Annotated in this window: 7 protein-coding genes; all 7 read right to left on the reverse strand. The window is 42.6% G+C overall.

The genetic code is table 11. The annotated features are described in order from the left end of the window. Window positions 1–58: 58 nt before the first annotated feature. Complete coding sequence (gene arcC, locus CS921_RS04710; RefSeq protein WP_099221906.1) at window positions 59–1,003, reverse strand: carbamate kinase; 945 nt, start codon at window positions 1,001–1,003, stop codon at window positions 59–61. A 15-nt stretch (window positions 1,004–1,018) separates the two neighbouring features. Beyond that, window positions 1,019–2,113: an agmatine deiminase gene (aguA, locus tag CS921_RS04715; protein WP_099221907.1), complete on the reverse strand. Its 1,095-nt coding sequence runs from the start codon at window positions 2,111–2,113 to the stop codon at window positions 1,019–1,021. Next, a complete protein-coding gene (locus tag CS921_RS04720) occupies window positions 2,097–3,482 on the reverse strand; it encodes an APC family permease (RefSeq protein ID WP_099221908.1) in 1,386 nt (461 codons plus the stop codon). Before CS921_RS04720 ends, aguA begins: the two co-directional genes overlap by 17 nt. Before the next feature lie 69 nt (window positions 3,483–3,551). Beyond that, window positions 3,552–4,580 carry a putrescine carbamoyltransferase gene (ptcA, locus tag CS921_RS04725; RefSeq protein WP_099221909.1) on the reverse strand — a complete coding sequence of 343 codons (1,029 nt, stop codon included), beginning with the start codon at window positions 4,578–4,580 and terminating at the stop codon, window positions 3,552–3,554. Window positions 4,581–4,907: 327 nt separating this feature from the next. Further along, window positions 4,908–5,687 (reverse strand): hypothetical protein, encoded by a 780-nt coding sequence (locus CS921_RS04730; protein WP_099221910.1) that lies wholly within the window; start codon window positions 5,685–5,687, stop codon window positions 4,908–4,910. 35 nt (window positions 5,688–5,722) lie between these two features. Next, a complete protein-coding gene (locus CS921_RS04735) occupies window positions 5,723–6,247 on the reverse strand; it encodes an SMI1/KNR4 family protein (RefSeq protein WP_099221911.1) in 525 nt (174 codons plus the stop codon). A 152-nt stretch (window positions 6,248–6,399) separates the two neighbouring features. Next, window positions 6,400–7,611 (reverse strand): ATP-binding protein (locus CS921_RS04740; protein ID WP_162921695.1); only part of this gene is annotated, 1,212 nt, incomplete at its 5' end.

Below are 7,611 nucleotides of genomic sequence, written 5' to 3' on the forward strand. Positions count from 1 at the left end.
CACTATTATATACTAGAAATGGCAAAATTCGAGCACGAAACCCGAATTTTGCCCATTTTTATTGCAGTGTCAAAACGGTTCCTGCTTCTTCTTCGATCAATTGGCTAATATTTTCCAGCGACGTAATGATCGCTTTAGCTTCCGGTTTGAATTCCACAAAAGCCTTTGCCGCTTCGATTTTCGGCAACATACTTCCTTTTGCGAATTCGCCAGCTTCCATATAGCCTTCAATTTCACGGACCGTCACATGCCCCAGCTTCTTCTCATCCGGCTGATTGAAATGGATGGCCACATGATCGACCGCTGTTAAAATGATCAGTAAATCCGCATCGACCAGTTCCGCCAGTTTTTCAGAAGCAAAATCCTTGTCGATCACAGCTTCCACGCCGCGGAGCTGACCAGCCTCTTCTACAACGGAAATCCCGCCACCACCAGCAGCAACCACGATCACACCACTATCGATCAACGTACGGATCGCCTGATGCTCTTTGATCGAAATCGGCTTGGGCGACGGAACCACTTTCCGGTAACCTCGTCCAGCATCTTCTTTAAACACAGCACCAGATAGAGCGGCTTCTGCCTGAGCTTCTTCTTTTGTCAAAAATGGACCGATCGGCTTCGTTGGTTCTTTAAAAGCCGGATCATCCGGTGAAACGACCACTTGTGTCACAAGCGCAATCGCCTCTTTTTGAATCCCCTCTTCCACCAACACCTCATCGAGCGCCTTTTGCAGCCAGTAGCCGATACTTCCCTGCGTCATTGCCACACAAGTATCGAGCGGCATTGCTGGATTTTTCATCGAATTGCCCGCCTCTTGCTGAAGCAGCAGATTGCCGACCTGTGGACCATTGCCGTGAGAAATAATCAGCTCGTCCCCATTTTTGATAAATGCCGCCAAATGTCGAGCAGTTTTTTTGAGTGCTTCTTGTTGCGCGCTTGCACTGGCATCATTTGAAAGAATCGCATTTCCGCCGAGTGCCACCACGATTTTTCTTTTTGTCATCGCCCGTTCTCCTCCTTAAGCCTTCGGAACCTGCTGCGTAATACAGTGAATATTGCCGCCGCCAAGTAAAATTTCACGCGCTGGAACACCGACAATCTCTCTTTCCGGATAAAGCTCAGCCAGCTTTTGCTTCGCTTCTTCATCTTTTGGATCGCCGAAGAGTGGGAAAATCACGCCGCCATTTGCTGTATAGTAGTTGATATAGCTTGCTGCCAAGCGGTCACCTTCCATACGCGGCAAGGTACCGTCCACCGCATCGACGCCTTCACTTTCTTCTTTCGTAATCAAAATTGGTTTTGGCACATGGATTTTATGAATTTCCAGCTTCCGACCTTTTGCATCCGTTTCATTTTCCAAAATATCGAGACATTCCTTCGAGATTTCATATTGCGGATCATTTTGATCATCCGTCCATGCTAGCGCCACAACACCCGGACGTACATAGTTCAAAATATTATCGACATGACCATTTGTTTCATCCAAATAAATCCCGCGTTTCAACCAAATGATTTTTTCCAAATTGAGATATTCTTTCAGCACTTGTTCAATCTGTTCTTTGGAAAGCTGAGAATTACGGCCTTCTGAAAGCAGACATTCTTCTGTTGTGATCAGCGTTCCTTCGCCGTCCACATGAATCGAGCCGCCTTCTAAAACAAAATCAGCCAACCGGTACCGATCACGATTTTCTAGCTCACAAATTTTTTGTGCCACTTGATCGTCTTTATCCCAAGGGAAGTACAGGCCATCAACAAGACCGCCCCACGCATTGAAGGACCAGTCCACACCGCGCAGCTCGCCATTGTCATTTTTCACAAAAGTCGGCCCGCAATCACGTACCCACGAGTCATCGCTATCAATCTCAACAACCCGCACCTCATCAGGAAGCATATAGCGCGCATTGACATACTGTTCAGGACTTGCCCCAACCGTCACTTGCTCAAATTTTGAAATGGCAGACGCGACATCTACAAACACTTTTTGAGCCGGTTTACCACCGAAACGCCAGTTGTCAGGACGTTCAGGCCATAAAATATAACAACCTGTATGTTTTTCAAATTCGCCAGGCATACGGAATCCATCTTTTTTTGGAGAACTATCGATTGTTTTCATTTAGAACACTCGCTTTCTTTTTCTTTTTTCCAGCAACTGTAATACATATTTCACCAATAATCACACAGGCAACCGTTCCAATCAAAATCGGAATTTTTTCACTAAGCTCGGCTGCCGAAGTATTAAGCGGTACTGCAGAGAAAATCAATGTAATCACTAGCAAGATCATTGGAACAATAGTAATAATCGAAAGGAATACTTTTCCACCAGGCACTTTAAACGGACGTTCACGATCTGGATCAATTTTCCGAAGTTTTAAGAAAGCCGGGAACATCATAATGTAAGAACCTAGTAATGCCACAACATTCAGTGCAAAGAATGCCCAGAAAATATCTTCATTTGGAATAATCGGTGCTACAATCACCAAGGCAGAAGCCACGATACCATTTAAAACGCTCGCCCCCGTCGGCATATCATTTTTCGGATTTGCTTTTCCAAAAATTCCAGGCAGGTCATGATTTTTAGCCGCATAAAGTGCCACATAATTCACACCAAGCGCCCAAGAAATCAAGTTGGCCATCAACGTAAACATGAACATCAAACCAATAATAATCACAAAAGGATTAATCGAACCGACTAACATTATAAAGCTATCAATCAAGCCACCCGAAGTTGAAAGTTCACTCGTTGGAATCGCTGCGCCCATCCCGAACGCTGCTAGCAGGTAGAAGAAGGCAATCAAAACGCCCCCCCAGATCAGCGCCTGAGGAATTTGCCGTTTTGGATTCTCCATGTCGCTTGCCATCGTAGTCACCACTTCAAAGCCAAGGAAGTTAAAGAGGATAATCGAAATATAGGACAAACTTTCCGCATCAAAACTTGGTAGCAGTGCTGTTCCAGAAAAATCATTTGCAAGCCCCTTTGTTGCCGCAAAATAAATTCCCAGTCCACCAAGACTCAGCATGATAAACACCTTACAAAATGCCGCTATATTCAGCACCCATTTACTTTCACTGACAGGGAAGCAACTGATAAAAACGACCAGCCAAACAAAAATCAGCTGAATTGCAATCGAAAGCGGCGTACTGAAATTAAGCTCAAAAATCTGTGTAAATACTTCCACAAATAGAACAGCCAAACTCGCCATCCAAATCGGATAGTTAATCCAGTAAAGCCAAGCAACACGCGCGCCCCATTTGCCGCCGAATGCTCGTTTAACCCAATCATAAATCCCGCCTTCATCATCATAGGTCGTTCCCAGTTCAGCAGAAATCATACCATATGGCAGGAAAAACAAGATAAGAAGCGCGATCCACCAGAAAAATTGTGAAGGACCGATGGCAGCAGCCGGTGCCGCCGATTCTACTACTAAAATGACACAAACGGCCATGAGTACAGCATCAAATAAACGAAACTTTTTCTTTTTCAAATTGCCCACTCCTTTTTAAGTGGGGGAGGAAAAAAGCGATTCACGCCTCGTCTCCTCCTCCTATACCAGTTACGCGATTCCTGGTGCATCTTTCAAGAACACGGCCAGTTCCCCGTCAATATATTCGTGTAATGCTGCTGACTCCTCGCGCAAACTTGGAAGCATGAAGTAAACAAGCAGTGCACGCATGGCCGTCAAACGATTTTCCGCTTCATCTAAAACAACCGAGTAATCCGCGTCAAGCACTTCGTCCGTCACTTCTTCACCACGAGTGGCTGGCAGACAGTGCATAAATTTCACATGCGGTGCTGCTTTTTTGATCAAATCCGCATTAACTTGATATTTTGGATAGAAAACATTCATCCGTTCTTCCTCAGAAAGTTCCGCTTCATAGAGGCCGTACCAAACATCCGTATAGATAAAATCAGCATCTTTTAGCGCCACATCAGCATCTTCCGTTACTAAGCAGCTACCGCCAGAAACCCGACAATTTTCTTCTGCAATTTTCAAATGTTCTTCACGAAGCTGGAAGCCTTTAGGACCAAATTGAACGAAATCCATCCCCAGTTTCGTCGCCATGAACATGGTAGAAGCACAAACCTGCGTCGCATCCCCCACAAAAACGATTTTGCAATCCTCAATTTTCTTACCAGCCGGCAAATGTTCAAACATCGTAATGGCATCCCCAAGTTCTTGCGTTGGGTGATTGTAGTCACTCATACCGTTAATAACAGGAATCGAGGCCGTTTCAGCGAGTTCAACCACCGTATGATGCCGTTCCACACGAGCCATCAAAATGTCGACCAGTCGAGAAAGAACACGAGACGTATCGCCAACCGATTCATGCCCGCCAAGTTGAATTTGCCCAGGCGCCAAGTACTGCGCGTGCCCGCCAAGCTGTGTCATCGCCGTTTCAAAAGAGACACGCGTCCGAGTAGAAGACTGTTCAAAAATCATCCCGAGCGTTTTATGTTTCAAAATCTGTGGATAATGTCCTTTTTTGATTGACGCTTTCATTTTTCTGCCTAATTCAATCATGAACAGGATTTGTTCTTTCGAGAAATCTTTTGTATCAATAAAATCTTTTTGCCAAGTCATGTTTTCACCTCATTAAATTATGGTTCATTGCTTGGGCATACTCGAGTATTTCCTTGCCACATGCTCATCATATTACAAGTCCCTCGAAAAAAATACCCTTTTCAGCGGTTTCGCAACGAACCGTTTCAAGCTGTAACCCGTTACATTTTGGGTAACAGGTTAACGAAGGAAGTTATTTCAATAAAAAAAGACAGCTGCTACAATCAGACAGCCGTCTATGATCCTCTACTATTTTTTCTTCTTAAAAAATCTACCAGTCCTGCCCTTTACTCATTTTCCAAGACTTCATTCATCTTTCTGAAAAGGACCTGCTATACCCTCTGCAAATTATTTTCCCATTTGATGCCTGCGCTCTGATACTTCCTTCATGTATTTCTCCAAAAATGGTTGAACCTGTTCTAAATCAGCTATGCCAGCAAATTCGGCCTCCTGACCTCCGAAATATCCTTTTAGAGTGCTGACCAATTGGCCCTCTTTATAGGATAATGTGACCGTATGATTGACACTCGCCTTCTCGTCAAGCATCAAGGCAAATTCAAAAATCTTTTGGCTGCAAAACTGTGCATTTCTAATCAAGTTTTCCACCATCTCAGGATTTCTTCTAATCTGCATATTTAATGATTGCACGGTCATGATTTCCGCATTTTCCGCTGGTAACGGTAAAAATGGATGCCCATCAGTCAGCCCTTTTCCAAGTAAAGACTGCTCCGCTTCCTCAAACCAAAACCCGCGCGCAATCACTTCGACAAATTGATCATGAAAGGAAAACAAGTAATGCTTGAAATCCGTCAACATGTCCCGGACGTTCCCGCCAAACTCATATGCGCCTTCGTAATGCTTTTTTTCATAATCAAAACGTTCCTTTTGCCAAGTGGAATTTTCCACCTGAAATACCCATGTTCCCTGCTCCGCCAAAGAATAATCAAATGCATAAGGCAGAATTTCCCCACGACAAATTTTGATCGCATCCAAGTTTTCAAAAGTAATTCGCCCGTATCGATCCTCTCGCGTGATAAAATAAATCCCTGTCCGTTCGCCATAGACCACTTCAGGACTTAAGACGAAATCCGCCACAATAGGGATTTTTATTGGCTTTATGATTTCCATATCCATTCTCCTTTCAGCCCCTTTACCTGTAGTTCCTAGAGAATAATTTCCCCAAGCAATACTTTTTTCAAAAATTCCAGAAATGAGTCCGCCACAACTTCCGGCTCTTCAAACATTGGTTCATATCCGCATACAATCTCCCCAGTTTCTACACACATCCCGTAATACGCGTAACCATTGTGCAAACTCATATAGATGGGAAAATGCGCATTCCAAAAAGCTTTTACTTTCAATGCATCTTTTTTATTCAAACAGCCGTTAAGCGAAATCTGCTCAAACTCACAATAAGAAAAAGCCGTTTCTTCCTGTACCAGATAGCAATCCTGCGTCAAAAACCAAGCTGTTTGCGCATCATTTTCACAAGTTGAGAAAAGGTGAAAAAACGCCAAATAATCGTTTGGCAAATCGCCATACCTGTCCCTCAAATACGCTGGTACATCTATAGTACTCCCCGACTTTATATAACGAAATCCCATGGTATCCAACCAACTACAGAAAAGGGGCATTAGTTCATCAAAAGTATTCGTTTTTTCAATTTGTTCTAGCCATTTTGCTTGCATACTTGCCATCCTTCTGCTACACCATCAGTCATTCAGTTTTTGGGTAAACCACCTTATATTCTTCAATATTGTAATGATTATTATCACATATTGCAATAACACTTGCTTCATTTAGCTCTTACTTATTACATATACAACTGTTCCTGTCATCATTACTTAAAATAATCATCCACCGAAACATGGATAACACTCGAGTTCTCCACATCTTCAACTAAATTTTTTGTAAAAAGATACTTATGCGTTGTATACTTATCAAAGTACGATGCCCGCTCATTCAAAACTTCTAAAGTCTTATTCACTTTAAATGAATTTCGCCACTTACATTCACCAATCAGTAGCTCCTTACCTGTAACAGATTCAACAACCACGTCTAGCTCCTGAACATTGCCACTCTTATCTTTCCCCCACCATTTACCAAAAGATTTCGCAATAAATGGAAGCTCTCCCTGCGCGTTAAGTCTTCGCAAATATTGACGCGTCACCTCTTCAAATACCGGACCAATAAAGTCCGACAAATCATCAAGTGCTAAAGCTGAATAAACATCCCCATTCCCTCGTTCAATTTCACTCTTTATTGAGAATACATAACGATACCAAAAAGCGATGAAGTTTTCTGTAATTTGGTACTGACTGATTTTCCCTTTTAAAGGATTTGAACCAAACGGAATAACCCGCTCAATATAATTCAATTCCTGCAAAGTGAGCAGATATTTTGAAATCAAGCTACTTTCAAGTTTTGTGAAGTTTACAATTTCACTCAGGGTATTGGAACCGCTAGCAATTGCTTGTAAAACCGCATTGTAGTTGGCCGGCTCTCTAAATTCCTGCCTCATCAATAGGATCCCTTCATTTAATAAATATCCATTAATTTCAAAATAAAGTTCACGCAAGTTCTCTTCAAAACTCAAATCCTGATTGATTAAGGAAAGGTAGTAAGGAGTCCCCCCCACGCAGGCATAGTATCTTATTTTATCTTCATTGCTCGCACTTGGATAAAATCTTGCTGCATCATAGTAATCTAATGGATTAATTTTCAATTGCCCTGTTCGTCTACCAAATAGTGGACTCTTCTCCCCCAATACTTGATTTTCCATAAAGCTCATTGATGACCCGCAAAGAATGAGGAAAATGTTCGTATTTTTAAAATCATAATCAATCACATGCTGCAAAATTGAATTAAGCGACTTATTCGCCGATGCCGCATATGGATACTCGTCAATGACAATGACTAAATGTTTGTCTCCAAGCTGTTCTTTGATAATAGAAAATAACATATTCCAATCATCAACAACCGGAAAATCTCGTATGCCCAGTTTCGCACCCAGCAATTTAGAAAATTTTTGCAAATTTAACGAATCATTCAC

The organism is Listeria costaricensis (assembly GCF_900183385.1).
In the GTDB taxonomy this organism is placed as follows: Bacteria; Bacillota; Bacilli; order Lactobacillales; family Listeriaceae; genus Listeria; species Listeria costaricensis.